The 25,379-nt window shown below is 38.8% G+C and carries 21 protein-coding genes and 1 riboswitch; of the genes, 14 read left to right on the top strand and 7 right to left on the bottom strand.

Annotation, left to right across the window (positions count from 1 at the left end):
- Nucleotides 1-74: 74 nt before the first annotated feature.
- On the bottom strand, nucleotides 75-422 hold the full coding sequence (locus tag N5852_RS05485) for a RidA family protein (protein WP_262099413.1): 348 nt from the start codon (nucleotides 420-422) through the stop codon (nucleotides 75-77).
- Between the two features lie 537 nt (nucleotides 423-959).
- Between N5852_RS05485 and N5852_RS05480 the strand changes: the two genes are divergently transcribed.
- The gene (locus N5852_RS05480; RefSeq protein ID WP_262099412.1) at nucleotides 960-1,571 is read left to right on the top strand and encodes a hypothetical protein; all 612 of its coding nucleotides are present in this window, start codon (nucleotides 960-962) and stop codon (nucleotides 1,569-1,571) included.
- A 168-nt stretch (nucleotides 1,572-1,739) separates the two neighbouring features.
- Nucleotides 1,740-1,901, top strand: coding sequence for a hypothetical protein (locus N5852_RS05475; RefSeq protein ID WP_262099410.1), 162 nt, complete (start codon nucleotides 1,740-1,742; stop codon nucleotides 1,899-1,901).
- A gap of 102 nt (nucleotides 1,902-2,003) precedes the next feature.
- On the opposite strand, the gene N5852_RS05470 is transcribed toward N5852_RS05475, so the two are convergent.
- Entirely contained in the window at nucleotides 2,004-4,115 is a 2,112-nt protein-coding gene (locus N5852_RS05470; RefSeq protein ID WP_262099409.1) for a lytic transglycosylase domain-containing protein, read from the bottom strand.
- A gap of 683 nt (nucleotides 4,116-4,798) precedes the next feature.
- On the opposite strand from N5852_RS05470, the gene N5852_RS05465 reads away from it, so the two are divergent.
- The 3 genes from N5852_RS05465 to N5852_RS05455 all read left to right on the top strand — a co-directional run bounded on the left by N5852_RS05465 (nucleotide 4,799) and on the right by N5852_RS05455 (nucleotide 10,527).
- On the top strand, nucleotides 4,799-7,285 hold the full coding sequence (locus N5852_RS05465) for a rhamnosyltransferase WsaF family glycosyltransferase (protein ID WP_262099408.1): 2,487 nt from the start codon (nucleotides 4,799-4,801) through the stop codon (nucleotides 7,283-7,285).
- The gene (locus tag N5852_RS05460; protein WP_262099407.1) at nucleotides 7,285-8,439 is read left to right on the top strand and encodes a glycosyltransferase; all 1,155 of its coding nucleotides are present in this window, start codon (nucleotides 7,285-7,287) and stop codon (nucleotides 8,437-8,439) included. The genes N5852_RS05465 and N5852_RS05460 overlap by 1 nt, the downstream gene beginning before the upstream one ends.
- An 885-nt stretch (nucleotides 8,440-9,324) precedes the next feature.
- Complete coding sequence (locus N5852_RS05455; protein ID WP_262099406.1) at nucleotides 9,325-10,527, top strand: MFS transporter; 1,203 nt, start codon at nucleotides 9,325-9,327, stop codon at nucleotides 10,525-10,527.
- Between the two features lie 59 nt (nucleotides 10,528-10,586).
- Here the strand turns inward: N5852_RS05455 and N5852_RS05450 are convergent, their stop codons facing one another.
- A complete protein-coding gene (locus N5852_RS05450; RefSeq protein WP_262099405.1) occupies nucleotides 10,587-11,255 on the bottom strand; it encodes a uracil-DNA glycosylase in 669 nt (222 codons plus the stop codon).
- Nucleotides 11,256-11,372: 117 nt separating this feature from the next.
- Nucleotides 11,373-11,957 carry a LabA-like NYN domain-containing protein gene (locus N5852_RS05445; protein ID WP_262099404.1) on the bottom strand — a complete coding sequence of 195 codons (585 nt, stop codon included), beginning with the start codon at nucleotides 11,955-11,957 and terminating at the stop codon, nucleotides 11,373-11,375.
- A gap of 212 nt (nucleotides 11,958-12,169) precedes the next feature.
- Between N5852_RS05445 and rpoZ the strand changes: the two genes are divergently transcribed.
- The 6 genes from rpoZ to nrdF all read left to right on the top strand — a co-directional run bounded on the left by rpoZ (nucleotide 12,170) and on the right by nrdF (nucleotide 18,172).
- Nucleotides 12,170-12,574, top strand: coding sequence for a DNA-directed RNA polymerase subunit omega (rpoZ, locus tag N5852_RS05440; protein ID WP_262099403.1), 405 nt, complete (start codon nucleotides 12,170-12,172; stop codon nucleotides 12,572-12,574).
- A 209-nt stretch (nucleotides 12,575-12,783) separates the two neighbouring features.
- Nucleotides 12,784-13,668: a LysR family transcriptional regulator gene (locus N5852_RS05435; RefSeq protein WP_262099402.1), complete on the top strand. Its 885-nt coding sequence runs from the start codon at nucleotides 12,784-12,786 to the stop codon at nucleotides 13,666-13,668.
- 76 nt (nucleotides 13,669-13,744) lie between these two features.
- Nucleotides 13,745-14,020, top strand: a riboswitch (cobalamin riboswitch).
- A 378-nt stretch (nucleotides 14,021-14,398) separates the two neighbouring features.
- Nucleotides 14,399-14,620, top strand: a complete 222-nt coding sequence (nrdH, locus tag N5852_RS05430; protein ID WP_182419031.1) for a glutaredoxin-like protein NrdH — start codon at nucleotides 14,399-14,401, stop codon at nucleotides 14,618-14,620.
- 1 nt (nucleotide 14,621) lies between these two features.
- Nucleotides 14,622-15,029 (top strand): class Ib ribonucleoside-diphosphate reductase assembly flavoprotein NrdI, encoded by a 408-nt coding sequence (nrdI, locus tag N5852_RS05425; protein ID WP_262099699.1) that lies wholly within the window; start codon nucleotides 14,622-14,624, stop codon nucleotides 15,027-15,029.
- On the top strand, nucleotides 15,023-17,191 hold the full coding sequence (nrdE, locus tag N5852_RS05420) for a class 1b ribonucleoside-diphosphate reductase subunit alpha (RefSeq protein WP_262099401.1): 2,169 nt from the start codon (nucleotides 15,023-15,025) through the stop codon (nucleotides 17,189-17,191). The genes nrdI and nrdE overlap by 7 nt, the downstream gene beginning before the upstream one ends.
- 12 nt (nucleotides 17,192-17,203) lie before the next feature.
- The gene (gene nrdF, locus N5852_RS05415; RefSeq protein WP_262099400.1) at nucleotides 17,204-18,172 is read left to right on the top strand and encodes a class 1b ribonucleoside-diphosphate reductase subunit beta; all 969 of its coding nucleotides are present in this window, start codon (nucleotides 17,204-17,206) and stop codon (nucleotides 18,170-18,172) included.
- Nucleotides 18,173-18,245: 73 nt separating this feature from the next.
- Here nrdF and N5852_RS05410 read toward each other — a convergent pair whose 3' ends face one another.
- The 3 genes from N5852_RS05410 to N5852_RS05400 all read right to left on the bottom strand — a co-directional run bounded on the left by N5852_RS05410 (nucleotide 18,246) and on the right by N5852_RS05400 (nucleotide 21,875).
- Nucleotides 18,246-19,256, bottom strand: a complete 1,011-nt coding sequence (locus tag N5852_RS05410) for a CobW family GTP-binding protein (protein WP_262099399.1) — start codon at nucleotides 19,254-19,256, stop codon at nucleotides 18,246-18,248.
- A gap of 242 nt (nucleotides 19,257-19,498) precedes the next feature.
- Nucleotides 19,499-19,696, bottom strand: coding sequence for a YbdD/YjiX family protein (locus N5852_RS05405; RefSeq protein WP_182419026.1), 198 nt, complete (start codon nucleotides 19,694-19,696; stop codon nucleotides 19,499-19,501).
- A 106-nt stretch (nucleotides 19,697-19,802) separates the two neighbouring features.
- Nucleotides 19,803-21,875, bottom strand: coding sequence for a carbon starvation CstA family protein (locus N5852_RS05400; protein ID WP_262099398.1), 2,073 nt, complete (start codon nucleotides 21,873-21,875; stop codon nucleotides 19,803-19,805).
- Nucleotides 21,876-22,414: 539 nt separating this feature from the next.
- On the opposite strand from N5852_RS05400, the gene N5852_RS05395 reads away from it, so the two are divergent.
- The 3 genes from N5852_RS05395 to N5852_RS05385 are packed head-to-tail and all read left to right on the top strand — an operon-like array spanning nucleotide 22,415 to nucleotide 25,350.
- The gene (locus N5852_RS05395; protein WP_262099397.1) at nucleotides 22,415-23,245 is read left to right on the top strand and encodes a metallophosphoesterase family protein; all 831 of its coding nucleotides are present in this window, start codon (nucleotides 22,415-22,417) and stop codon (nucleotides 23,243-23,245) included.
- The gene (locus N5852_RS05390; protein ID WP_262099396.1) at nucleotides 23,245-24,363 is read left to right on the top strand and encodes an ABC transporter ATP-binding protein; all 1,119 of its coding nucleotides are present in this window, start codon (nucleotides 23,245-23,247) and stop codon (nucleotides 24,361-24,363) included. Before N5852_RS05395 ends, N5852_RS05390 begins: the two co-directional genes overlap by 1 nt.
- Nucleotides 24,364-24,414: 51 nt before the next feature.
- Entirely contained in the window at nucleotides 24,415-25,350 is a 936-nt protein-coding gene (locus N5852_RS05385; RefSeq protein WP_410004233.1) for a carbohydrate ABC transporter permease, read from the top strand.
- Nucleotides 25,351-25,379: the final 29 nt, after the last annotated feature.

The raw sequence follows: 25,379 nt of genomic DNA, 5'->3' as shown, positions 1-25,379 counted from the left end.
ATTTATGATTTAAAATTAAAAGCATATGTCATAGATAGCCATGACATATGCCATAATTTATGAAACAAAATTACTTAAACAGCAGCAGTGATAACAATCTCAACCAAATATTCAGGAGCTGCAAGCTTTGCTTCACCTGTTGCGCGGGCAGGAGCTGCATTTGGTGCAACCCATTCATCCCAAACGGCATTCATATCGGCGAAATATTTCATATCCGCAAGCCAGATCATTGCTTTCAAAATACGTGTCTTGTCTGAACCAGCAAGGGCTAACAAACGATCCACTTCAGCCAAAATTTGCTTGGTTTGATCGCTTGCGCTAGCACCTGGTTCGCCGACTTGACCAGCAAGATAGACAACACCATTATGCACAACTGCATTGCTCATGCGTTTACCAGGCTCGATACGCTTTATATCAGACATGCTCATTCCTCCATTTAAATTGGGTTGATATGAATGTTGTAACAAGAAAAAAATAAAAAGGAATAAGTTTTTTTATCATTGCCGCAATTGTAACAATTTGTTATGTTTCGTGTTGTAACGTAATGTGAAGTTAAATTACAAAGTAATAGGTGATCAAATGAATGATATCGTCAAAACGGCCATAACCTATTCAGCCATGATCCTTTCATTGAATGTTGGCGTTGCGCTTATGATTTTTTCAATGGGACTATTTGGTTAGGGTTGCAAAGCAAAGACCTTAGCAAGTCAATTCATTATTCGATAATGAATGCGATGACGATTGTGTTTTAATACAGCACAACTCGTTTTTCTATAAGTAGTTTTGTTTTCAAAACTCCCCTTCCTTTTTTTAAAACAAGATATTTTTTCCAGCATTTTTTAAGCAAAAGCAATCTTTGCTATAAATTATATTGCTTTCATTAAAATTCTTCAATATTTATCGCAAATTAGCAATTTTAATAAATATGCTGCGAAGGTAGCATTTTAAAAGGAAATCCTATGCGCCGACTATTTTGGCCCTTGCTTACAACCATCATTTTCTTTTCAGTTATGTCATTATGGTTTTGCTTGGGTACAATGACGACGCAGCTTACCAATGAAGTTGAGAATTTACTAGCAGATAAGATTTGGGCTAATTATGATCTTGATGGCCGAGACCTTACTATACGTGGCATTGCCGCAACAGAAAATATTGAAAGCGATGTATTAGCCAAAGCTGCGGCCATATGGGGCATAGCATCGGTTACTGATGAAGTTATCGTTCCGCCACTAAAAGCGCCATTTCAATTCATTTTTGAAAAAAATGATGACACTATTATAGTTAAAGGTGACTTCCCAGTCGAGTTTGATCGCTTTACCATTTTAGATAATATGGATGGTGTTGTTGTCGATCAAGCTGGCAATGCGCGAGGTGCGGATAAAAAATTTGCCGAGTGGCTTCATTATGCGGCAGCACAAATTCAGCAGTTAAAAAGTGGCGAGATCATCCTTAGTGATGATGTCATTACAATTAATGGCATTGCCAAAAATGGCGATGCTGAAAAGGCAATAAAAGATCTCAGCATACCAAATGGGTTAAAATTGCAAAGCCTTACACTCAAAAGCGAATAAAATATCTCAGCTATCAACCACATAATTGCGACATGGATTTAACCTTATAGGACCTTAATTATGACTTTTCTCATATCATTTCTTTGGCCATGGATGCTTAGTGCAGCAATTGTTAGCTTTTTTATCGGCTGGACAGTGAGCAAACGCAATGAAGGAGAAAAGTAAATCATGCTTCATCTTGCTTTTGAGATTATTTTATTAATTGCTCTATCTTCACTTTTGGGCGCTTTATGCGGTTATTTTGTGCGCAAGTTGTTTTATCGTGGCAACGCCCATGAGCGGGCTATTATAGCAGCGGCAAAATCCCAACCCTTTGAAGATAAAAAATAATGGCGTTCTTACAAGCGTAAACGCGGCAAAAGAAATGCCCAAAGCAAATACAACTTTGGGTTCTTTTGCTAGTTTTTCATTTTTACTAATTTTTCACTTTTACTAATTTTTCATTGCGCGTCCTGCGATAAGGTCATTTTTAATTGTAAATGAACCCGTCAACCGCGCTTTATAGACCTGATAATTTTCCATCACGCGCTGCACATAATTGCGTGTTTCTGTGTAAGGAATGCGCTCAATCCAATCAACAATTGTATCCAAATCACGGCCGCGCGGATCTCCATAGCGGTTAATCCATTCATTAGCGCGGGTTGGTCCAGCATTATAACCAACAAAGGTCAAAACATAAGATCCGTCAAAACGCTCTAACTGGTCACCTAAAAAATGCGCGCCCAAAGTAGCATTATAGGCAGGGTCGGTCGTCAATCGTTGGACATTATAAGCAATGCCGCGTTTTGCTGCTACTGATTTTGCCGTGGCTGGCATTAATTGTAACATACCGCGTGCACCAGCGCTTGAAACTGCAGAGGGATTAAATTCACTTTCTTGACGCGCAATAGCATAAGCAAGCGCCTTACCTGATGGTGAAATATTGGCAGATGATGGAATAGCACCCAAAGGATGCGAAAGTGCGCCCACATTAATGCCCCGCAAAACCGCCGTTTTACCAATGCGCAAACTCATGACATGGTTGCTTTTGCGCTCTGCCATTACCGCTAGCAAGGCAAGTTCACCGGGGCTTCTTAATTCGCGGCTTAACTCGCGATAAAGTAGACCTGCTTTATCACTATAGCCTGCCGCCTCTAACCTTAATATAGCGCGAACGGCACCGCGTTTTTCAAAACGTTGTTTTTCATCATTGCTTGGTTTTGGGTAAGGCAATTCAAGCTTTGACGCCCCAAGACGTGCCGCAGATAATTGCCCATAAAATGTCGTACCAAAATGGGCGGATTGTTGATAGTAACCTGTTGCTTGCGCGGGATTTTTTTGCGCTTCACTTGCCCTGCCCATCCAATAATAAGCGCGCGACAATGAAATCGGCCCCGATGAAATTTTCGCTATCTGGCTAAAATGGCGCATAGCTGTTTTGGGATCATTTAAAAAACGCAATGCATACCAACCAGCATGAAATTCGGCGTCCGCTGCCGCTGTTGGACTTTCTGCAGCATGTGCCGCTGCCAATTGGTAAGCAAGTTTTGGATTATTAAGATCCAGCATTTCACGCGATAAAACACGCCGTTCATTCCACCAAGCATCTGGGTCAACCAAAGATGCAGCATCTTTTGGCGTTTTTAAAAGTACATTTGCGGCATCAGTATATTTTCCAGCCCGCCTTAAAAATTGAATACGCGCATAGCTATAAACAGGGTCTTTACGCCATGATGGATCGACATTAGCAAGCCGCTGCCCTGCGTCTTTTCTGTTACGCGCTACCGCTTCAAAAGCAAGATAGAATGAGCGTGCCTTGGCAGGCCCTGAAACGCGCTCAGCCGCATCAATACGATAGGCAAGCAACATGGCTTTCATGCGGATAAGATGATCATCTGATGTTAAAACACCATTGAGCTTTTCAAGCACATATTTTTCTTCGGCTGGGTTCAGTTTTTCGCGATGCCACCATGGCGCGATCACTGCCCGCGCTTGTGCAGTTTTACCGGACGCAGCTAAAGCATTGGCAAGCGTTACCATGCCTTGTGCTGTTTCAGGACGGCGATTGGAAAAAAGACTAATGACATTTGCTGCGCTTAAATTTTCGCGCGAAATTGCTCGTTCAAAATTACGCTGCATAATTGACTGGCCTGGCCAATCTGCCACCTCATGCATCGCCGACACAATAGCGCTGCTCGACATTTCTGGTACACCAGAGGTCGCTAGGCTCCATGTCAAAATTTGCCGATCAATTGAATTAACCGCCAATCCATTACGAATAGCAATAGCACGATTTGCGTCATTTTTTTTATATAGCGCGTCAAGTCCATCTTTTAATTTGCCAACCATCTTACCTGTCGGCAATTTAGGAATACCTGAAGTGATGATATTATCTGCAGCAACTGAACCGCTTCCTGCTTGCGGCGCTGATGCAAAGGGCCTTGTTAACGGAACGGGGCCATCGGATGGTAATTTTGGTGTTTGCGCAAAAGATTGAACAATTGCAGTTAAAGATAGCCCACTCACTAATGCTACTCGGCCAAGATATAAACCAGATTTCATCATGTGCTTCCCGTCATAGTGCTTTGACATCTTAAATTTAATCTTCAAAAGTCATAAAGGCTAATGATGAATCGTCTCTTAACTTTCAAACCAGCTGCCAATAGTAGTTAAAAAAGGGTTAAAAAACTAAAAATATAGTTAATAACCTAAAGCTTTAACAATATGAAATTAAGATAACGTCTGGTATCATTATTAGCACCTATAAAAGTTTAATATTGTAAACCTATATAGATGGTGAAATTAAACCCCTGATATTCAAAAGTAAATAAAAATTTGTCCCGACTGCGCCCCGTAAAAAGCTAATTTATCAGTGTATCATTGGTAAAACAACATTTTTTACTTTTTAAATTGATCTAGCAATCAAAAGTAAAATTTTGTCCAAGTTTTTAAAAATGTGCATTACAAGATGTTAATCAAAGTAAAATTTGAGTTACACAGCTTATAAATCTAAAATTAGCATAGATATAATCAGTAAAAGGCCTCTTCGTCTAAAGCGCTCTAAAAACTTATATACCAGTGTGAAAATGGCTTTTAATTCTAAGTGGCTGCTTTTAAAAATAAACAGGAGATGCTATAAACCTACTTAGATTCGTCTTCAGTTTTAGAAATTATTTTTTTACAATATTAAAATATAGACGCCTAAAACATCATCTTATCGCTTAATTTATTAATTTAAGAGTAAAAATATGGTCATAAAGAAAAATTTTTCCGATAGTATGCTATCATTCCTTATTCCTTCTTTTTGGCCATTTAAACCAACAATTGAGCAATATAAACATAGTGCATGGGCAGGACATGTTCCTTTTTTAATGTGCTTGACAGCATTACATAAGCCAGCGCTTTTTGTTGAATTGGGAACACATAGAGGTTTAAGCTTTAATGCATTTTGTTATGCTGCAGAGCGTCTTGAATATGGCGCTAAAGCTGTTGCTGTAGATACTTGGCTTGGTGATGAACAGGCAGCATTTTATGACAATAGTATTTTTGAAGGCGTTCAAAAAGACTTGGTAATTTATGATCATTTTGCAACTCTAAAACGTATGACCTTTGAAGAAGCAGTGGATGATTTTGAAAATGGTTCAATCGATCTTTTGCACATTGATGGCTTTCATACATATGAAGCTGTTAAAAAAGATTTTGAAACATATATAAGCAAAATGTCAAATCGTGGCGTAATTATTTTTCACGATACGAACGTGTTTGAAGCTGACTTTGGTGTGTGGCGTTTTTGGGAAGAAGTATCTAAAAATTATCCACATTTTAATTTTATGCATGGACATGGCCTTGGCGTTCTTTATGTCGGACAAAATCAAGATGAGCCTATTATTGATATTCTTAAAAATTTAAATGAAGATCAGGACCTACGAAATTTTTATAAAGTTTATTTTCAAAAGACAGCTGAGTTTATAAAAAAAATAAACACCTCTGTAGAGATATCACAACATATAAAATTAGAAAATTTGTATTATGAAGCAGTCAAAGAAAAAGACTTGACGCTAGACAAAATAGCATCTCTTGAAAAGCAATATACTGATTCCAAAAAAAATAATGAAGAAATGATCGTAGCTGATAAAGCGATTGTAGCCAAGTATGAAACACTTGCTCAAACATATGATGCACTAGTTTCTGAATTTAACACGCTGCAATTTTATAATACTGAACTAAAAAGCAAAAATGAAAATTTAACGCTCAGCAATTATAACTTAATCAACCAAGTTGTGGGTGAGGCTAATTCTATAATTAATAATGCATTAAAATTAATGCAAAGTCGTAATTGGCTTTTAAAACGGTATTTAACATTTTGGAAATATATCCCGCGTGACTTGAGCCGTAAATTGCGCGGTAAGCCTGCCCCTAAAAAAAATATACCTATAAAAAATGTTGCCCTTTTGGATGTAAATAATTACTTAAATTTTAATGCACCAATAGCGAATGAACAAATTAAACAAAATGTTGAGAAAAATATAATTACTGAACCAGCCACTAATAAACATCTGGTTGGTATAAAACATATAACCGCACATATATGTAGTTATCCTCGCATCAATTTGACAAAGAATATATCAAAAATAGAGGGTGATCATCGTTTTAATATTGTATTTACAGGTTTCCAAAAAAATAGTTTTTTTGGTGGCAAAGCAACGGCATTACGTTTGGCTTTGGAATATGTTATAAAGCATAAAATACCACTTCGAATTTTAGCCTGTGCCGAAATGGACATTGATGTTTTTAACGTGTTTTTGAAACATAATAACTTGTCCAAAGCGATAAAAGTTGAATTTTTATTTCTTGAAGAAAACTCCAATCTCCCAATTGATGAAAAGGATGTTTTTTTGTGTACAATGTGGAGCAATTTAAAAATGCTGAAAGAGGCAGGTGTTCCCAATAAAATTTTCTATATCATGCAAGAAGTAGAAACCTTTTTTTATGATCATGGAGATTTGCACCTTAATGCATACTTATCTCTAACAGATGAAAATATCTATCCAATCGTTAATACTAAATTACTATATGATTACCTAGTAAATGCTGGTTATGACAATGTTAAAAATCAAGGCATTTACTTTGAACCAGCATTCTCAGAATTGTTACAACCTAGTAAAAAAAGTTTTTTACCCAATAAAAGAATTAAAAAGCTATTTTTCTTTGCGCGTCCTTCACACCAAAGAAATTTATTTTATTTTTGTTTTAATGTATTAAACGAAGCTTTCAACCGCGGAATTCTAAGTCCAGAAGAATGGGTTATTTACACAGCTGGCGATAGCAAAGATTTTGGAATTGAGTTTGACAATAAAAATGTCACTATAGTAAACAATGGAGTAATGGATTGGGATGGATATTATGAGCTAATGTCAGAGATAGATCTATGCTTTAGTGTTATTTACACCCCACATCCGAGTTATCCACCTTTTGATGCGGCATGTTCTGGGAGCGTAGTTCTTACTAATCAAGCTTACAATAAAAAAGACTTATCAAACTATAGTAAGAATATTATTTGCGCAAATTTAACTCTTGATCACATGCTCGCTGGACTTAAAGACGCAATTAAACTGGTGAATGATGTAGAAACACGGAAAGAAAATTTTAAAAATAATAAGATAAATCGTGATTGGGTGGATGCATTGTCTAATTCTGTTGACTTTTTAGAAAAAAATATAAAAGAAGAAATTTAATGTATACTTTAAAAAAGAAATATCCAGATGGTTTAGAATTAGGAACTTTCTTTGAAAGGTATTCTGCTATTTTTTCTACTAAAAAAACCATTGTTTATATAAAAAATGAATTTGACGATTCAACATTCCGGTATCGTTTTTTTAACATTAAAGAAGCTTTTGATGCTGATGAAGGAAATATTGAGTTGACATGCTTTTTAACAAGCGAAATTCCTTCTATACTCAATAATTTAGACGAAATTGATTTAATAGTTTTACAAAGGGCTACTTGGGATCCGTTGATTGATACCTTGCTTTATGTTGCAAAAATCAAGGCTGTACCTGTATATTATGATATTGACGATTGTATTTATAAGCCCCAATATGCGGCAGATTATATTTACGCGGTAGGCGTGGAAGATGCTCCCACCCAAAACCACCTTATATTGTATGGTGCCAAAATAGATATTTTGTTAAATCAGGTTGAAAAATGTATTGTATCCAATAAAATTTTGGGAAAAAAAATACAAGAAGATTTTGGCATACCTTATTTTTTAGTGAAAAATGGATTTAATCAGGAGCAAAAAGAGGCTTCAGAATATGCAATATCGCAAAAAACTATAAAAGATCGAAAGAAATTTACTATCGGATATTTTTCTGGCTCTCCGTCACATAATAATGATTTTAGACTAGCAGAAGTTTACCTTATTAGATTAATGCAAAAATATGAAAATATTTATTTAAACATTGTGGGATATATTTCATTAAGTGAAGAATGGGATAAGTCGGGGGTAAAACACAAAGTTAAATTTGAGCCAAAAGTTTCTTATCAAGAACTACAATACAAAATTGCAGAGGTTGATGTAAATATAGTTCCTTTACTTCAAACTGAGTTCAATGATTGTAAATCAGAATTAAAATTTTTTGAAGCTGCTTTGGTTAATGTTGTAACTTGTGCCAGCCCTTCTTTTGCCTATAAAAATGCAATATCGCATGGTGAAAATGGTTTTTTATGTTCTGGCGAAGAATGGTTTACTACAATCGAAAATATTTATTTAAAAAACATTGATATATCTAGCATTATTAAAAATGCTTATACAACAGCATTTAGCAACTACGATTATAAATGTATTCGAAGTGAATATTTAAAGTTACTTGAGGTTAGTGCTGTTTAATTTCACTAGAATTATCTTATAGTTTAGATATCTTTCTATAATTTACATCACTCCCGCTTAAAAAGCGTTTAACAATTTCTACATGTTTACTACCTGCTTTTTGCTTTTAAAGAGGGTATATCAGTTAGATATATTAAAATATGCATTATCATGCAAATTTATTATAAACTATTATTTAAACGATTTCTAATAAATATTTTTCGCATATTCAGCTTTAAGCTAAATCTTCGACGCTTTAAATAATATATTAAAAGTCGCGCCATAACTAACAATAGTAACGTTTTGGTCGGCAAAATTTAAAATCAATAATTATATGGTTGGGATATCGGAGTATTTTATTATCGAACAATATAAAGAATTGCTGAGCTACGATTATTAATGACATTTATTTAGGTAGTCATTCAATATCTATAATGGAAAGACACTTTTACAGGATTGTAACTCTCACCTTACATGAAACAACTGCTTTTTTGTTTTATAAGTATTGATATGTTTGAAAAATATGCTTACAATACACGAGAAACAAGAAGCTAAGCTTCAACTATACTCTTACCAGAATTTCCGCAATATATGCCGTTTTAATTCTTATCCTTTAAGCCACTCATTGTGTCCTGTCCATCGTTAAAACCAAGGCACTCGCATGAAGCATTGATCTTTTTCGAAAACCAACTCCTCCTATTTAGGTTAGTCATTCAAAATTATTAATGCAAAATTTTGTTACCATTTAAATAGTTTTTAAGCATATTTCTATCTGCCTTAATTAACTAAAATTGCTATAAACACGACAAAGCTTAAAATTTTAATATAGCTGCTTAATGATGATTACAAATAAGCCAGTATAGCAAAAGCGGTATCATCAATAAGATATAGGGAGGAGCTGTGGCTATGATAAAAGACCCAGCAGTAAAAGCAGAAGATACGGTCATTGCCATTATTCTTGCGATTAGTCTTAGTCATTTGTTTAATGATGTCATGCAGTCGATGTTGCCTGCTATTTATCCCATATTAAGTGATAATTATGGCCTGACCTTTTTTCAAATTGCCCTTATCACCGCTACATATCAAATAACGGGTTCAATTTTACAACCGCTTATCGGCTTTTATACCGATAAACGTCCCCTCCCCTACTCGCTCCCTTTTGCCTCATTATTTACTATGCTTGGTTTATTACTGCTCGCTAATGCGCATCATTATTATGTACTGCTTATTGGCGCTGCAAGTGTTGGTTTTGGCTCGGCAATATTTCATCCAGAAGCCTCGCGGGTTACGCGACTTGCATCGGGGGGTCGCCATGGTTTTGCCCAAGCTATTTTCCAAGTTGGCGGCAATACTGGCGCAGCGCTTGGCCCATTATTAGCGGCGCTTTTCATCTCGCAACAAAGCCGTATTGGATATTTTGCAATTATTGCCTTTATTGGCTTTTTACTGTTGATTTGGGTTAGTCGATGGTATGCTGCCCAATTAAAAGTCACCGCAAAGAAAAAAGCCACCGTGCAACCGCAGCTTTTATCCAATAAACAAATTGCTGGTACTTTATTTGTGCTGCTTTTATTGATGTTAGCTAAATATATTTATCTTGCTTGTATGAGCAATTTTTATATTTTTTATGCAATCGACAAATTTGGTGTAACCACCCATACAGCGCAAATTTTATTATTTCTTTATCTCGGCGGTATCGCTGTTGGCACAATTTTCGGTGGCCGCATTGGCGATCGCATTGGCGCACGCTCGGTTATCTGGGTATCCATCCTTGGCGTATTACCTTTTACCCTTTTAATGCCGCATGTTAATTTGCCAATCATGGCTATTTTATCGGTTATTATTGGTATGATCTTAGCCTCAGCATTTCCAGCAATTGTAGTTTTTGTCCAAGAATTATTGCCCGGCCGCGTTGGCACAGTGGCAGGTCTTTGCTTTGGCCTTTCTTTTGGTATTGGCGCTATATCTGCGGCAGTATTGGGCAAAGTTGCTGATATTTATGGCATCCAAACCCTATTTGATGTTTGCTCGTTTTTGCCATTCTTGGGACTTGTCGCAATATTTTTGCCAAAATTAAAGACTGGTGACGTCAAAATACTCAAACGCTAGATTTACTTGCATTGTTCAACACACAAAAAAGACGCTGGCCTATCAATTAGACCAGCGTTTTATTGAGTATCAAGATAAGCGCGGGCTTTTTCAAAAATGTCATGAAACATTGCATCGGTCAAAACACCCGTATTGGTATTATAGCGTGAACAATGATAGCTTGATAAAACCTTCAAGCCATCAACATCGCTCATAAGTCCGTGCTTAAACGGATAATGACTTACCGGCTTTTTAAGTGCTCGGATGGTTGATTGATGGGCAATAGCACCAAGAGGAACAATAATTTTCAAATTTGGAAGATTGTTAAATAATGGTGATAAGAATTGCCGACACATATTTATTTCTGCGCCCACTGGTTTATTTTGCGGTGGAACACAGCGCACCGCATTAGCTATGGCACAATCAATTAATTGCAAACTATCATCAATACGTGCTTCAAATTGCCCTTGTGCAAAACCGTACATTTTCAATGTGGAATAAAGCAAATCGCCGGCATAATCGCCTGTAAATGGTCGGCCAGTGCGATTCGCCCCTCGCAAACCTGGAGCTAGGCCAACAATTAATAGCTTGGTATTTTCGCCGCCGCCTTTTGGCCAAAACGGCTTTACTGGCCCATTATACCAATTAGGCTCGATTTGCCGCCATTCACTTAAAAATTCATGAAGGCGCGGGCACAAAGAGCAGTCATAGCTGGGGTCTGGACATGATTGCGCTACAGAAAAATTCATGACTGACAACAATGCAAACTATGCCCTTAAATAAAAATAATAAAAATAGCTAAAAGCCGCAAAAACATTAAAAATTTTATGAAGTGGCGCTAAGCGTCGCCACTTCACGGGAAAAAATCAATATTCGTCTTCTTCGTCTTCTTCATAAAAAGCTGGCGCGTCACTAGGCTTATCGCTTGGTGCTCTACCCACTTCATTTTTTAGCGAAACAAGATCAATGAAATGATCCGCTTGGCGGCGCAAATCATCCGAAATCATTGCTGGTTGTGTAGAAAGAGTACTGACAACACTCACCTTACGGCCTTTGCGTTGCAAGGCTTCCACCAATGATCTAAAATCACCATCACCAGAAAAAATAACAAAATGATCAACGGTTTCCGAAAGCTCCATTGCATCAATGGTAAGCTCAATATCCATATTGCCTTTTACCTTACGACGACCTGCCGCATCAGTAAATTCTTTGGCTGCCTTAGTAATGACACGATATCCATTATAATCCAGCCAATCAATAAGCGGACGAATCGAGGAGTATTCTTGATCTTCAACCAAAGCAGTGTAATAATAAGCGCGTAAAAGATAGCCGCGCTTTTGAAATGCTTTTAAAAGTTTTCGATAGTCGATATCAAAACCGAGAGTTTTGGAAGCGGCATATAGATTTGCGCCGTCGATAAAAAGAGCAATTTTCTCTCTTGGATCAAACATTTTTAAAACCATCTTTATATAATACGCATTGCTTATTGAATGCAAAGCTAAAATAACTGGAACAATGCAGCTAACTTAGTGTAGTTATGCAGTGATGCCAAGACAGAACTTTAGGAATTTTAACTCTTTGGCTGGTTTTTCTTGTTTTTTTTATAAAAACTGGTTATGTAAGCCTCAAATCCATTAAACCGCATATAATGAAAGGGGCATCTATGGCCCGCGTTACCGTTGAAGATTGCATTGATAAGGTTGACAACCGCTTTGAGCTTATTCTTCTGGCTAGCCACCGCGCCCGTCAGATTTCTCAAGGTGCGCAAATCACTATTGACCGCGACAATGATAAAAATCCCGTTGTTGCCTTGCGTGAAATTGCTGATGAAACCTTGTCACCAGCCGATTTGAAAGAAGATCTTATCCATTCCATGCAAAAGCATGTTGAAGTTGATGAGCCTGAAGTTACACCAGCACTTCTTACTCACGATGATGCAGGTTTGGGTGATTCGTTATTTAATGATGACGTTGCAGATCAACCTATAGTCTTTGATCAAATGTCTGAAGACGATCTTCTTGCTGGTATTGAGGGCTTGGTTGCCCCTGAAAAAAATGATGATTATTGATTCTAAAACATTGAATTAGTCATTATTAATCGACTTTATATAAAACCGCCGCTTTAAAAGCTGGCGGTTTTTTTGCATTTATTAAGTCTAATTCAATTTGTACACAAACTAGCATTTCAATAAAGTATTTTAATGCGCAATAGGTACATAAGCTTATAGAAGCGTTTTATGGCATTGAATATAAGTTAAACATATGCAAATTTAAGCCTATGAACTGGGATGATTTAAGAATATTTTTAAGCGTTGCGCGCAATAATCAGTTGCTTAAAGCTGCCAAACAGCTTGGAGTTAATCATACAACTATTTCGCGGCGCCTAACCGCGCTTGAACACCAATTAAACACCAAATTGGTGACGCGCAGCACCACTGGAACGCAGCTCACCGATGCAGGTGAACGCCTTTTACACCATGCAGAACAAGTTGAAGCGCAAATGTTGCAAGCTCAAGCGCAAATTGGCGGCGAAGATGTGCAGCTAAGCGGCACTATTCGCATTGCCGCACCTGATGGCTTTGGCGTTTCTTTCCTTGCCAAGCATCTACCACGATTATCTGAAAAATTTCCAGATTTAACGCTTCAATTAGTACCGGTCTCACGAAATTTTTCCCTATCGCAACGCGAAGCCGATATTGCGATAACCGTTGAGCGCCCTGCGCAGGGACGGCTTATTGCCAAAAAGCTTACCGATTATAAATTGCGCCTTTATGCCCATAAGGATTATTTAAAGCGCCATGGCCATCCGTTAAATATCCATGATATATTAGTTCATCATCGCAAAATTGATTATGTTGACGATCTCATCTCCACCCCTGCCCTTGCTTATAGCCATGAGATAAGTGAAGATTGGCATTCCAATTTCCAAGTATCTAGCACTTTAGGGCAATTGGAAGCAATTATAGCAGGCGGCGGTATTGGTATTTTGCATAGCTATATCGCAAGAACTTATCCTGATTTAGCAGTAGTGCTACCAGAAAAAGCAATTATTCGCTCTTATTGGTTATCCTATCATGAAAATTTAAAAGGCATTCGCCGTATTCATGAAGTGGCCAACTTTATTTCCCAAACCATAGAAACCAATCGCGCTGCTTTTCTTTAAACAGCTGAGTTAACCAAATCCTAGTTTGCCTGTTTATAATCCAATCATAGATATTGACGCAAAAATTAAATAGAATACTATATCTAGTATTCAAGGTTATTTGATTCTGTTCAAATTTAAAGGGAATTTGGTAGATGTCATATTAATCAATGCCTTATATTTGATTATTGATATTATTCCAAAGCTGCCCCCGCAACTGTGAACAAGGAGCAATGACGGTTTAGCCACTGAGCAAAGTTTTTAAAATCATAAGTAGCACCATTGCTGAAATGAGATTGAAACAACGCTTGGGAAGGTCGTTAATTGCGTTGAGCTGTGAGCCAGGAGACCTGCCTTGAATAAGTGTCAACAGACGGGGTGTCTGCACTGGCGAGGTTTAATAGGCGCACCTTTGCGGCCTTTTGGTTTTGGTATATTGCTTATGCCAATGCTTTAAACTCACCCGTGCACATGCCCTTTAGGCTTCGGGAAGGAAGTTTATAATGCTTTATCCAAATATTTTTGATGTTAGTTACATCAAGGCACCACCATTCTAGCTCAATTTAAATACTGCGCCAGAGCCCATTAAACAACATTTGTCTATGCTGCTTTAATAATCTTGACGCACCATCCTCCACAACAAGCACGCACTTAACGCAGCATAAGGCTAACCCCTTATTGCTCGGCGTTTTTGCTTAAACCAAATCAATATAAAGCACCAAAGCCATAATCCTCAAAAGGAACTAATCTCATGCAAGTTACCATCTATTCAAAGCCACAATGCGCTCAATGTACTGCTACTTACCGCGTTCTTGATACTAAGGGCATCGCTTATAATATTATTGATATTACCGAGAATGAAGATGGGTTTTCGCGGGTTCAATCGCTGGGCTATCGTCAAGTTCCCGTTGTTGTTGCAGGTGATCATCATTGGGCTGGCTTTCGCCCTGACATGATTGCAAAAATTGCATAATATGCTTTTGCTTGCTTATTACTCAAGCTCGACAGGCAATACTCATGCTTTTGTCGAGCGCTTGCAATTACCCGCCTTTCGCATTGATCGCACAGAGCCAGCCAAACATATAGATGATGACTATATTTTGGTTTTGCCAACCTATGCTGACGGTGAAGGAAATGGCGCTGTCCCCAAAGCCATTATCCATTTTTTAAATGAAGAAGAAAATCGCCACCGCATTCGCGGTGTCATTGCTGGTGGCAATCGCAACTTTGGCAATACCTATGCCCTTGCTGGCGATATTATTGCGCAAAAATGCAATGTGCCTTGCCTTTATCGTTTTGAACTGCGCGGCACGCAAGAAGATGCTGACAATGTTCATGAAATCTTAAAAAACTTTAAAAATCTTGGAAAAAACCAATGCTAGACCAGCCGCAATTGGATAAATCACAAAAAGTAAAATCAGCACGAAGCGAAACACAGCTTGATTTTCATGCCTTAAATGCCATGCTTAATATTTATGACGAAAATGGTGCAATCCAATTTGAAATGGATAAAATGGCAGCGCGGCAGTATTTTTTGCAGCATGTCAACCAAAACACCGTTTTCTTTCATAATTTAGAAGAAAAACTCGATTACCTTGTCGAAGAAGGTTTTTATGAAAAAAGTGTTCTTGATGCCTATGATAGCGATTTTATAAAAAGCCTTTTCCAACGCGCTTATGGTTATAAATTTCGCTTTCCAACTTTTCTTGGGGCATTTAAATATTATACCGCTTACACATTAAAAACACGTGATGGCACGCGCTATTTAGAACGCTATGAAGATCGCATTGTCATGGTTGCATTAAGCCTTGCACGCGGCAGTCAAGAACTTGCAATAAAATTAGTTGATGAAATTATCACTGGTCGCTTCCAACCTGCCACTCCAACTTTTTTAAATGCTGGCAAACAACAGCGCGGCGAACTTGTTTCATGCTTTTTGTTGCGCCTTGAAGACAATATGGAATCAATCGGCCGTTCGATCAATTCTGCTCTACAATTATCAAAGCGCGGCGGCGGCGTTGCCCTTAGCCTTACCAATTTGCGTGAAGCGGGCGCGCCGATTAAGCACATTGAAAACCAGTCATCAGGCATTGTACCAGTGATGAAAATGCTTGAAGATGCGTTTTCCTATGCCAACCAACTTGGTGCGCGCCAAGGGGCTGGTGCGGTGTATTTACATGCTCACCACCCAGATATTTTAACTTTTCTTGACACTAAGCGTGAAAATGCTGATGAGAAAATCCGCATCAAAACCTTATCCTTAGGGGTGATTATTCCTGATATTACGTTTGAGCTTGCCCGCCAAAATGAGGAAATGTATCTATTTTCTCCTTATGATGTTGAGCGTGTCACCGGCAAATGCATGAGTGATATTGAAATAAGCAAGCATTATCGAGACTTTGTTGATAATCCTGATATTCGCAAAACCCGTATTAATGCCCGCAATTTTTTTCAACGGCTTGCAGAAATTCAGTTTGAATCAGGCTATCCTTATATCTTATTTGAAGATACCGCCAATAGACTTAATCCGCTTGCTGGCCGCATTTCAATGAGCAATCTTTGCTCGGAGATTTTGCAAGTAAATAGCGCTAGCGAATTTAATGCCGATCTTTCTTATAAAACTATTGGTAATGATATTTCCTGCAATCTTGGTTCGCTCAATATTGCTAAAACGATGGATTCTCCTAATTTTGGCAATACGGTTGAAACAGCTATTCGCGCCCTTACCGCTGTTTCACAAATGAGCAATATGGAATGTGTCCCCTCAATTGCTAAAGGCAATCGTGAAAGCCATGCCATTGGTCTTGGGCAAATGAATCTTCATGGTTTTCTTGCTCGCGAACATATTTATTATGGCTCACCTGAAGCGCTTGATTTTACCAATATCTATTTTTACACCATCACCTATCATGCGCTTTGTGCCTCGAACAAATTGGCGAAGGAACATGGCAATAGCTTTTTAGGATTTGAAAACTCCGCCTATGCCGATAAGAGCTATTTTGCCAAATATATAAATGAAGAATGGCAGCCAAAAACTTCTAAGGTGGTTGAGCTCTTTGCAAAAAATTCAATTGCTATTCCCACAAAAGATGATTGGCGTGAATTAGCCGATAGAGTTGCCGAATATGGACTTTATAACAGCTATTTACAGGCTGTGCCGCCAACCGGCTCTATTTCCTATATTAATCATGCCACCTCGTCCATTCACCCTATTGTGTCAAAAATCGAAATTCGTAAAGAAGGCAAAATTGGCCGCGTCTATTATCCGGCGCCTTATATGACCAATGACAATCTTGAATATTTTGAAGACGCCTATAAAATTGGCCCTGAAAAAATCATCGACACTTATGCTGAGGCCACTCGCCATGTCGATCAAGGCCTATCGCTAACACTATTTTTTCCTGACACTGCAACAACACGCGACATTAATCGCGCGCAAATCTATGCATGGAAAAAAGGCATTAAAACTATTTATTATGTCCGCATTCGCCAAGATGCCCTAAGCGGCACCGAGGTTGAAGGCTGCGTATCATGCAGTCTTTAAGGAGCACATCAAATGAACCATTTAAAAGAAAAACCCGTACGCGCCATTAATTGGAACCGCGTTGAAGATGAAAAAGACCTTGAGGTTTGGAACCGCTTGACGGTTAATTTTTGGCTGCCAGAAAAAGTACCTCTTTCTAATGATATTGGCTCTTGGGCAAGCCTTACCCGTGAAGAACAAATTTTGACCATACGCGTTTTTACCGGTCTTACTTTACTTGATACCGTTCAAAATTCCGTTGGTGCGATATCACTTTTAGAAGACGCTGAAAACCAACATGAAGAAGCAGTTCTTACCAATATTGCCTTTATGGAGGCGGTACATGCACGCTCCTATTCTTCGATTTTTTCTACCCTTTGTCTTACCGTTGATGTCGATGAAGCATTTCGTTGGGCGGAAGAAAATCGCTATTTGCAAGAAAAAGCAAAGCTGGTGATTGAGCGTTATCAAGCTGATGATCCATTGAAGAAAAAAATCGCCTCGGTCTTTCTTGAAAGCTTTTTGTTCTATTCTGGTTTTTATCTGCCAATGTATTGGTCAAGCCGTGCTAAGCTTACTAATACTGCTGACCTTATCCGCCTTATCATTCGTGATGAAGCAGTGCATGGCTATTATATCGGCTATAAATTCCAAAAAGCCTTTAAAAAATGTAGCAGTGAAAAACAGCAAGAAATTAAAGATTTCACCATTGCATTTTTGCTCGACCTTTATGAGGTGGAAAGCAAATATACTGAGGACCTTTATGACGCGGTTGGCTTAAGTGAAGATGTGAAAATGTTTTTGCATTATAATGCCAATAAGGCGCTCATGAATTTGGGCTTTGATGCTCTATTTCCAGCAGAAATTTGTGCCGTTAATCCAGCTATTTTATCAGCGCTATCACCCGCAGCTAATGAAAACCATGACTTTTTCTCAGGCTCTGGCTCATCTTATGTTATTGGTAAAGCAGTTGCCACGCAGGATGAAGATTGGGCTTTTTAAACATCAATAAATTAGCATAACCAATTAAAATATAAGAGATTATTGAAAATTCAAAAAATAATCTCTTATATAATCATGCAAGACATTGCGTTAATTGCTCATGCAACCAATCTTGATCAAGCCCGCGGCCAATAATAATAAATTTTGATAGTGCCTTTTCTTCATTCCAAGGTGAGCCATAATCAAACGCCGCTACCTTATGCACTCCTTGCAAAATAAGCCGCTTTTCGTCACCAGCAATGGCAAAAACGCCCTTATAGCGCAGCATATCATTGCCAAAATCTTCAATCAATTTTTCCATAAAGCTGCCGAGACGGTCAATATCGAAAAATTCCATTTCAAAATAGAGCGATTGGATAGTATCCCCCCAAGATTGCTGCTGCACGCCCTGCGCTGAAAAAGCACTAAAGCGCGGCTTTTGCGCTTCATCAAAGCCAAAACTTCCCTTAGTTATTTGCAGTTCATCACTTAATTCAAAAGCTTTGACATTGAGCCAAAGTTCCTGCGGACAAGCACCATTAATCACTTCAAAAAAGTCAGCTTTATTATTGATTTTACTTAATCTTTTTAAGATTAATTGTTTTTTTTCGCTGTCAATACGATCAGTTTTGGTTAAAAAGATACGATCGGCAAAGGCAATTTGCGCTACCGCCACATTATGCTCATCCAATTGGCGCTCAATATGCTCGCTATCAGCAAGGACAATGCAGGCATCAAGCATAGTTTTTTCGCGCAGATTATCATCAACAAAAAAAGTTTGCACGACAGGCGAAGGGTCAGCAAGTCCAGTGGTTTCAATTATGATGCGTTCAAAATCAACCATTCCTTTGTCGCGCTTTTCAAGCAATTGATTAATGCCAGTTGCAAATTCACCCCGAACACTACAGCAGACACAGCCATTACTCATTTCTACAATTTCAAGCTTATCGCGCTTTTCAAGCAATATGCCATCAATGCCTGTTTCACCAAATTCATTTTCAATGATCGCAAATGGTGTCCATTGATCATTGCGTAATAAATGATTGATTAAGGTTGTTTTACCAGTACCCAAAAAACCCGATAAAACAGTAACAGGAACAACCATAAGAAAACCCTTTAATAATTTAAAATCAAAACCTTAACGTAAACTCTTTAGAAAAATTAACGCTTTCTTAACCATAACTTTAAATAAAGTTTTAACCATAAGTTAATTAATCAACACAACACACTGATTATAAAAGAAAATACAAATTAAAGAATTGAGCAAAATGCCGTAAGAACTACAATTTGGAAAATTTAACAAAGCTCTTGCAAATATATGTAGAGCCAAAATATCGGCGCCCTAATCTAGCAGCACTTAAAGCCACCCTTGCCACCAAAACGAGCATCTTGCCTATCTTTAAAAAACTCTGGATAGGTCATTGGTGTTTGGTCTGGATGGGTTAGTCGCATATGCTGAACATAATTGTCATAGTCAGGCACGCCAATCATTAATTTAGCCGCCTGCCCCATATATTTGCCGGCCTTAGCAATTTTGTTAAACATGGCATTTCCTCCACCAATATTGAATGCTTGGTATTGATTTTTAAATTGTTAATATGGTCTGCCAATTTTAAAAATGAGCAGACCACATTGGTTTCAGTACATAGTCTTATGCCGTCTTTGCATCTCTATATTCTTCAGGAATATATTGGTCTGGCAATCTTTCATAAGGCAATTCGGCAGATGTGGGCTTATCGTTTTTAAGGGCAGCCATTGCCGTTTTGATTGAATAGATTGCGAGCGAAATAACAACCAACATAAAGAATGCAGTTAAAACGCCGTTCACTGTATTGCTAATTTTGCCCTGCATATTTGCGGCATTTGATGCAGCAACAAAAAAGCTCAATTTTGCATCAAATATTTTAATCCAGCCAGCAGTCATAGTGCAAATAAGCAACCAACATGCAGGAATAATGGCAACCCAAGCAAAACGTTGACGCTTCATCTTAAACAAGACCACAGCGCACAACATCAAAGCTATTGCTGCAAGCATCTGGTTTGCAATACCAAATAATGGCCATAATGTATAAATGCCGCCTTTACCTGTTTCATCGAGGGCACCGACCATAACAAAATAGCCCCAAAGCAAGACAACAATAAATGTCGCTAAAAGATTTGCTGGTAGGCTATCGGTTTTACGCAAGCCTGGATGCACAAGACCAAGAAGATCTTGCAGCATAAAGCGAGCAGAACGGGTGCCTGCATCAACCGCAGTTAATATGAACAAGGCTTCAAACAAAATCGCAAAATGGTACCAAAACGACATACCAAGCCAGCCTGACATAGCATTATGCAAAATATGCGCCATACCAACAGCCAAGGTTGGCGCACCGCCAGCACGGCCAAGAATACTTGGTTCACCAACATCTTTTGCGATTTGCTGCAAAATTTCTGGCGTAACATGAAAACCCCAAGCTGAAATGACTTGGGATGCAGATTGTAAAGCATCAACCGTCCCATTGGGAACCAACGTGCCTAAGGGGGTATTCATAGCAAAATAAACACCAGGATTAATGACACAAGCAGCCACCAAAGCCATGATAGCCACAAAAGATTCCATCAACATGCCACCATAGCCAATATAGCAAGCCTGTGATTCATTGGCGAGCATCTTAGGCGTAGTACCTGATGAAATAAGCGCGTGGAAGCCCGACACGGCACCACAGGCAATGGTAATGAACAAGAATGGGAAAAGCTGCCCAGCCCATACAGGCCCACCTTTTGCCGCAAAATCTGTCAATGCTGGCATTTCAAGCGTTGGTCGTAAAATAACGATACCAATAGCAAGACCAATAATGGTACCAATTTTTAAAAAGGTCGAAAGATAATCACGCGGTGCGAGCAAAAGCCAAACCGGTAAAACCGCAGCGATAAATCCATAAAAAATAATGATACTGGCAAGCGTTGGCTTATTGAAACTTAAATAATGCCCGATACTACTATCTGCAAACCAACCACCTGAAATAATCGCAAACATCAGGAAAGCGATGCCAATAATGGAAACCTCACCAACCCGACCTGGGCGAATATAGCGCAAATAAACACCCATAAACAATGCTAAAGGAATGGTAAAGCCAACCGTATACGTACCCCAAGGACTACCATCAAGAGCATTAACCACCACCATAGCCAAAACGCCGAGAATGATAAGCATAATCATGAAACAGCCAACAAGGGCAATGATGCCGGGTATTGTACCCATTTCTTCACGCACAAGCTCACCCAGTGAGCGACCATCGCGGCGAGTTGAAATGAAAAGAACCATAAAGTCTTGCACAGCACCAGCAAGCACACAGCCTGCCAAGATCCAAAGCATGCCGGGCAGATAACCCATTTGCGCGGCAAGAACTGGCCCAACTAATGGCCCAGCACCAGCGATCGCAGCAAAATGGTGGCCATACAATATATTCTTGTCAGTTGGCACATAATCAAGCCCATCATTATGGCGCACAGCTGGCGTCATACGGGTGGGATCAGCCTGTAAAACTTTATTCAAAATAAACATGCCATAAAGGCGATAAGCAATAAGATAAACACAAACTGCCGCAACAACAATCCAAACGGCATTGATCGCTTCGCCACGATTTAAAGCAATATAGCCTAAAGAAAATGCGCCAATAATTGCCAGCAAACCAAGAATAAGTTTGTGCATGGCGCTTAAAGGCTTGGCTCTATATAACATAGGTAACCCTCCAATAAGGACAGAATCTGTCCGGCTCCTCGAAATGTGGCTATATTGCGACTAGGTGCAAAAATTTGCAAACATTTTTATAAAAGCTATAAATTAAATCGGGGATTAAAAGCCAATTTTTAAGTTATTTGTCATGAAATTCCATGATGCATAGATGAATTATTTCCAATTGGTTAGCCAATAGATATGAAAACCAGTCAAGATCTTTTGTGGTTATAAACCCATCATCCATTTTCATAACTTAGCCTTTTTAGTAATAAATTAAAAAAATCTACCAATAAAATACATCCTTCAAACATTAAATTTCAACAATCGCATTTTATAAGCAAAAAATAATGTATAGGCATTGCTTCATCAAATTGTAATAAAAATACAATGTTGCTGTCATCAACACCGCATACCAAGCTTCGAATTAAATTGATTTGACAAAAGGGTCAGCGGGCTTTGGTCTTAAGCAATTTGCAAAGCATTGCGCCTTTTTTTCACTTTTAAATCTAAAGGATATTTCCTTTATATTAGGAAAGAAAACTATGCGCATATTGCAAATTAGCGACACTCATATGAGTCCAACAAAACCGCATTTTAATGCCAATTGGCAACCCGTCAAAGATTATATTTTAGACGTCAAGCCTGATATGATCATTCATACCGGCGACCTTGGCATTGACGGCGCGGATAAGGATGAGGATTTGCAATTTGGTATTGAACGCATGCGCTCACTTAATATTCCTTTTGCAATCATACCCGGCAATCATGACGTTGGGCACTTAAATGGCGCATTTCAACCGGTTAATGATATTCGTATTGCGCGGTGGCAAAATATCGTAGGTCCAGACCATTGGTTTCATGATATAGATAACTGGCGGCTTATTGGCTTAAACAGCCTATTTATCGGACTTAATGATGCGCGTGATAATGCGCAGCAAAACTGGCTTAAAGAAACGCTTGAGGCCAGCAAAGATAAAAATATTGCAATTTTTGCCCATAAGCCAATTTTCATGGATAGCCCTTTTGAGGGGGAAACAGGATATTGGGGAATTGAACCCAAAAAGCGCCAAGAGCTATTGGATTTATTTGCGCAGTATCGGGTTAAGCTTCATGCAAGTGGCCACATCCATAAAAGCCATAAAGCCCATTATAACGGTATTGATTTTATTTGGACGGCACCAACATCCTATATCGTTGAATTTAACGAAACCGCCCTTCCTGGTGTAAATTGCCTTGGCGCTATTATGCATGAGTTTACAAAAGACAATGTAACAAGCACGCCAATATCTATTCCTGGGCTTCAAAAATTCATCATTGATGACATTATCGGTGAAATCTATCCCATGCATTCAACCAGTGGGGATAAAAAATAATGAGCGCTTTTGCTTTACATAATATATCCAAATCTTTTGGCGATAATGTTATTTTGAAAAATGTCTCCATCGAGGCCAGCGAAAACGAATTTATTGCACTTGTCGGCCCATCTGGCTGCGGTAAAAGCACATTATTACGCATAGCAGCAGGTCTTGAACATGCTGATAGTGGCAAAATCATTGTTGGAAAGCATGATATGACCAATGCGCGACCAAGCGAGCGTAATATTGCCATGGTCTTTCAATCCTATGCGCTATACCCGCATTTAACCGCTGGGCAAAATATAGCTGTTCCTTTAGCAATGCGCGATTTAACCAATACCCAGCGCTTGCCCATTATTGGCAGTTTTATGCCCGGCTACCGCTCAACTCGCCAAAAAATTGATCGCGCCGTAGCAGAAACGGCTGAAAGCCTAAAAATTAGCCCATTTTTAAATAGAAAGCCGGGGCAAATGTCGGGCGGGCAAAGGCAGCGCGTTGCCTTGGCCCGTGCATTGGTACGCCGGCCGAAAACCTTTTTGATGGATGAGCCTCTATCCAATCTTGATGCTAATTTACGCGTACATACGCGCGCTGAAATTGTAGATTTACACCGTAAAGCTGGCGTGCCGACATTATATGTTACCCATGACCAAACCGAAGCCTTGAGCATGGCAGACCGAGTTGCAGTTATGATGCATGGCAATTTATTGCAGATAGCCGCACCGACAGAGGTATATAATAATCCAAGCCATATCGAGGTGGCGCGATTTATCGGATCGCCGCGCATTAATATTATAACTGCTCTTTATAATGATAATGCTAAGCTCAACATCGCCGGTAAAATCATTAATCCCAATGTTCGTTTAGCAACTGGCCAAAAAGTGCAAATTGGCATCCGTCCCGAACATATCCGCATAAGTGATGATACATCCCCAATAAAAGGCAATATTGCCCGTGTTGAATTTATCGGCAATGAAGTTTTAGCCGCAATAAACCTACCCAATGAATGTGATGAATTAATTGCCCGTTTCACGCCAGAGGAAGCGATATCGCTAAAAGTCGGCATGCCCATTCATCTTGATTTTGACGATGAAAAATTGCTGTTTTTCGATTCCGACGGATTGCGGATACGATAAATCATTGCTCTTTATTTAAGCCCAAACACAAAGCGAACCGGGGAAGATCCAATGTCTGAGACCAGCATTTCAGCGCCTTACACGCCGACAATGCCCAATATTGCCAAATTGCGAGCCAAGCGCGAAGAAAAATTAGCTTTTACCTTGATGGCACCTGCACTTATTTTGGCACTATTACTGATTATATTACCGGTATTAGCCATCGCTATTTTAAGCTTCACGGATTTTGAACTTGGCTATCCAAATTTTGCCTTCACTGGCTTTAACAATTATATTGAATTATTTAATGACAAAAACTTTCGTATCTCCCTTCAAAATACCATAAAATATGTTTTAATTGTTACCCCAGCATCGCTTATTCTTGGCTTATTAAGTGCTTTGGCAATTAACAGCCTTAATAAGGGCAAAGCTTTTTTTAGGACTGTGTATTTTTTGCCTGTTGCTTCGCTCATTGTTGCAATGGCAACGGTTTGGCAATATCTATTTCACCCAACGGTTGGCCCAATCAACGGTTTTCTAGCAATATTTGGCATTGCAGGCCCCAATTGGCTTGGTTCAGCCAATAGTGCTCTTGGTAGCCTTGCAATTATTGGTATTTGGCAAACCATTGGCTTTAATATGGTGTTGTTTCTTGCTGGCCTTACCGCTATTCCTAAAGACCTTTATGATGCGGCGGAAATTGATGGCGTGCGTTCACGCTTTGACAAATTCCGTTTGGTAACTTGGCCATTACTTGGCCCCACAACGATTTTTGTTTTAACCATTTCCATCATCAACTCGGTTAAAGTTTTTGAAACCGTAAAAACCCTAACTGAAGGTGGCCCCAATAAATCGACTGAGGTTTTATTATGGACCATTTATCAAGAAGGGTTCATCTATTTACGCGTTGGTTATGCATCTGCCATGACAATGGTATTTATCGCTATTTTACTCGTCATGATGTTGTTGCAACATCGCTTTGTTGAAAAACGTGTTCATTACCAGTGATAAAAACTATTTCCAATTGCAACCATCCA

The sequence above is a fragment of the Bartonella sp. HY328 genome (assembly GCF_025449335.1).
In the GTDB taxonomy this organism is placed as follows: Bacteria; Pseudomonadota; Alphaproteobacteria; order Rhizobiales; family Rhizobiaceae; genus HY038.
Note: the sequence above shows the minus strand (reverse complement) of the source record. Positions and strands in the feature narration are given on the sequence as shown.

Bases quoted from the DNA above. Each gene is read 5' to 3' on its own strand.
- N5852_RS05485 (WP_262099413.1), bottom strand. From the start codon at position 422: ATGTCTGATATAAAGCGTATCGAGCCTGGTAAACGCATGAGCAATGCA.
- N5852_RS05480 (WP_262099412.1), top strand. From the start codon at position 960: ATGCGCCGACTATTTTGGCCCTTGCTTACAACCATCATTTTCTTTTCA.
- N5852_RS05475 (WP_262099410.1), top strand. From the start codon at position 1,740: ATGCTTCATCTTGCTTTTGAGATTATTTTATTAATTGCTCTATCTTCA.
- N5852_RS05470 (WP_262099409.1), bottom strand. From the start codon at position 4,115: ATGATGAAATCTGGTTTATATCTTGGCCGAGTAGCATTAGTGAGTGGG.
- N5852_RS05465 (WP_262099408.1), top strand. From the start codon at position 4,799: ATGGTCATAAAGAAAAATTTTTCCGATAGTATGCTATCATTCCTTATT.
- N5852_RS05460 (WP_262099407.1), top strand. From the start codon at position 7,285: ATGTATACTTTAAAAAAGAAATATCCAGATGGTTTAGAATTAGGAACT.
- N5852_RS05455 (WP_262099406.1), top strand. From the start codon at position 9,325: ATGATAAAAGACCCAGCAGTAAAAGCAGAAGATACGGTCATTGCCATT.
- N5852_RS05450 (WP_262099405.1), bottom strand. From the start codon at position 11,255: ATGAATTTTTCTGTAGCGCAATCATGTCCAGACCCCAGCTATGACTGC.
- N5852_RS05445 (WP_262099404.1), bottom strand. From the start codon at position 11,957: ATGTTTGATCCAAGAGAGAAAATTGCTCTTTTTATCGACGGCGCAAAT.
- rpoZ (WP_262099403.1), top strand. From the start codon at position 12,170: ATGGCCCGCGTTACCGTTGAAGATTGCATTGATAAGGTTGACAACCGC.
- N5852_RS05435 (WP_262099402.1), top strand. From the start codon at position 12,784: ATGAACTGGGATGATTTAAGAATATTTTTAAGCGTTGCGCGCAATAAT.
- nrdH (WP_182419031.1), top strand. From the start codon at position 14,399: ATGCAAGTTACCATCTATTCAAAGCCACAATGCGCTCAATGTACTGCT.
- nrdI (WP_262099699.1), top strand. From the start codon at position 14,622: ATGCTTTTGCTTGCTTATTACTCAAGCTCGACAGGCAATACTCATGCT.
- nrdE (WP_262099401.1), top strand. From the start codon at position 15,023: ATGCTAGACCAGCCGCAATTGGATAAATCACAAAAAGTAAAATCAGCA.
- nrdF (WP_262099400.1), top strand. From the start codon at position 17,204: ATGAACCATTTAAAAGAAAAACCCGTACGCGCCATTAATTGGAACCGC.
- N5852_RS05410 (WP_262099399.1), bottom strand. From the start codon at position 19,256: ATGGTTGTTCCTGTTACTGTTTTATCGGGTTTTTTGGGTACTGGTAAA.
- N5852_RS05405 (WP_182419026.1), bottom strand. From the start codon at position 19,696: ATGTTTAACAAAATTGCTAAGGCCGGCAAATATATGGGGCAGGCGGCT.
- N5852_RS05400 (WP_262099398.1), bottom strand. From the start codon at position 21,875: ATGTTATATAGAGCCAAGCCTTTAAGCGCCATGCACAAACTTATTCTT.
- N5852_RS05395 (WP_262099397.1), top strand. From the start codon at position 22,415: ATGCGCATATTGCAAATTAGCGACACTCATATGAGTCCAACAAAACCG.
- N5852_RS05390 (WP_262099396.1), top strand. From the start codon at position 23,245: ATGAGCGCTTTTGCTTTACATAATATATCCAAATCTTTTGGCGATAAT.
- N5852_RS05385 (WP_410004233.1), top strand. From the start codon at position 24,415: ATGTCTGAGACCAGCATTTCAGCGCCTTACACGCCGACAATGCCCAAT.